The organism is Microcystis sp. M49636_WE2 (assembly GCF_030065375.1).
In the GTDB taxonomy this organism is placed as follows: domain Bacteria; phylum Cyanobacteriota; class Cyanobacteriia; order Cyanobacteriales; family Microcystaceae; genus Microcystis; species Microcystis aeruginosa_C.
This window is the reverse complement of record NZ_JASJFG010000187.1, coordinates 1-1,730: the sequence shown is the minus strand read 5'-3', so window position 1 is coordinate 1,730 and position 1,730 is coordinate 1. Positions and strand designations below refer to the sequence as shown.

Sequence of the window (1,730 nt, the reverse complement as noted above, 5' to 3'; positions counted from 1 at the left end):
GTGGTGTATTGTAGATTGTTATAACGTTCCCAAAAATGAGTTAAAGCCTTTTTAGTTTTTTCGTAGGTCAAGCCATCGGAGTTAGTAAATTTCGGACTATAAAACTCCATTAATTGCTTGAGATTTCGCTCATTAGCCGCCGTTTCGATTTTGGAGATAAGGGTTTTTAAATTAGCCGGAGCAGTTTCTGGCTTTTCGGCCCGCAGACCGGTGGCAAGGGTGAAAGTTAACCCCAAACCTAACAGCAACGACAGGGAAAAATTGAGGGATTGACGAAAAAATTTATCGGGGATCGTGTTCAAGTTACGCATTAGTGATAGTTTGTGTAAGGATCGATCAATAACTATGGTAGATTATTTCATTCTAGGGCTGAATTTACCCTCTCTCGAATTATGGCACGCACTCCAACCCGTCTCTTGATTGCCGCTAGTGGTACTGGTGGTCATTTATTTCCCGCCTTGGCCCTGGCCGAGCGCTTGCCGGATTACGAGATTGAATGGTTAGGAGTTCCAGACCGTCTCGAACAGTCCTTAGTTCCAAAAACCTATCCCCTGCACACCATCCCCATTGAGGGATTTCAAACCCGTTTGGGGTTAAAAACTCTCAAGATTCTGCTTCGTCAACTGTGGGCCATTTGGCAAGTGCGTAGTTTAATCAAAAAACGTCAGATAGCGGCAGTTTTTACCACCGGGGGTTATATCGCAGGCCCGACCATTTTAGCGGCTCGTTTAGCCAATATTCCCGTCATCCTACACGAATCTAACTACATACCGGGCAAAGTCACTAAAGTTCTCGGTCGCTGGTGTGATACGGTTGCCCTCGGTTTTCAGGGAACCGCCAGCTATTTACCCGGCACTCGCAGCACTTGGGTTAGTACGCCAGTACGCGAGCAGTTTCTCATTCCCCAGTCCCTAGATTTACCGATTCCAGAGACTGCTTTTTTAATTGTCGTTGCCGGTGGTTCTCAAGGGGCCGTGGCTCTTAATCAACTTGTCCGACAAAGCGCTCCCCAATGGTTAGAAAAAGGCATTTATATCGTGCATCTAACGGGAGAAAACGACCCCGAAGCGGATAGTTTGCGCCATTCTAACTATTTTTCCCGGCCTTTTTACGACAATATGGCGGGATTATGGCAAAGAGCTAATCTGGCTATCAGTCGCTCCGGTGCCGGCACTTTAACGGAATTAGCGATCACTTGTACGCCTTCGATTTTAATTCCCTATCCTTTTGCTGCCGAAGACCATCAGTTCTACAATGCCAAAGTTTTCGCCGAAGCTCAAGCCGCTTATCTTTATCGTCAAAATGAGTTAACTGCTCAGTTTTTAAGCGAATTAGTCCTCGATTTATGGTCTAACCCCGAAAAATTGGCCGCCATGGCCCAACAAGCTTCTCATCTAGCCATTAGTGACAGTGCCGATTTATTAGCCGATTTGTTGAGAAGAAAGAGTCAAAAAGATAGTTTTTGAAACAAATCGGTCACGCGAAAAGTGAACCCCGGAACCACATCTTCCCCCTCCAAAAAATCTCCTGATGTTAATAATCCCTGCGGTTCGTACCCGGAACGATAAACTAAAACATAGTGTTGACCTGGACTGATAACCCAGAGCAAACGAGTCCCATTGGCAAAATATTCGGCAATTTTGTCCTCGATTTCTGCCACTGTATTCCTTGGAGAGAGAATTTCTACCACTAAATCGGGCCCACCTTCTAAAAAACCCGTCGGCAATTCT

The 1,730-nt window shown here is 45.7% G+C and carries 2 protein-coding genes and 1 pseudogene; 1 reads left to right on the top strand and 2 read right to left on the bottom strand.

The window, feature by feature from the left end:
* Positions 1-311, bottom strand: a pseudogene (locus PX484_RS04320) (nuclear transport factor 2 family protein); the annotation flags it as partial.
* Between the two features lie 81 nt (positions 312-392).
* On the opposite strand from PX484_RS04320, the gene murG reads away from it, so the two are divergent.
* A complete protein-coding gene (gene murG, locus PX484_RS04315; RefSeq protein WP_287767209.1) occupies positions 393-1,466 on the top strand; it encodes an undecaprenyldiphospho-muramoylpentapeptide beta-N-acetylglucosaminyltransferase in 1,074 nt (357 codons plus the stop codon).
* Here the strand turns inward: murG and PX484_RS04310 are convergent.
* On the bottom strand, positions 1,448-1,730 hold a 283-nt coding region (locus PX484_RS04310), incomplete at its 5' end, for a Uma2 family endonuclease (RefSeq protein ID WP_288102971.1). The two genes, murG and PX484_RS04310, sit on opposite strands and share 19 nt — an antisense overlap.

Coding starts and splice junctions, on each gene's coding strand:
- murG (WP_287767209.1), top strand. CDS start 393: ATGGCACGCACTCCAACCCGTCTCTTGATTGCCGCTAGTGGTACTGGT.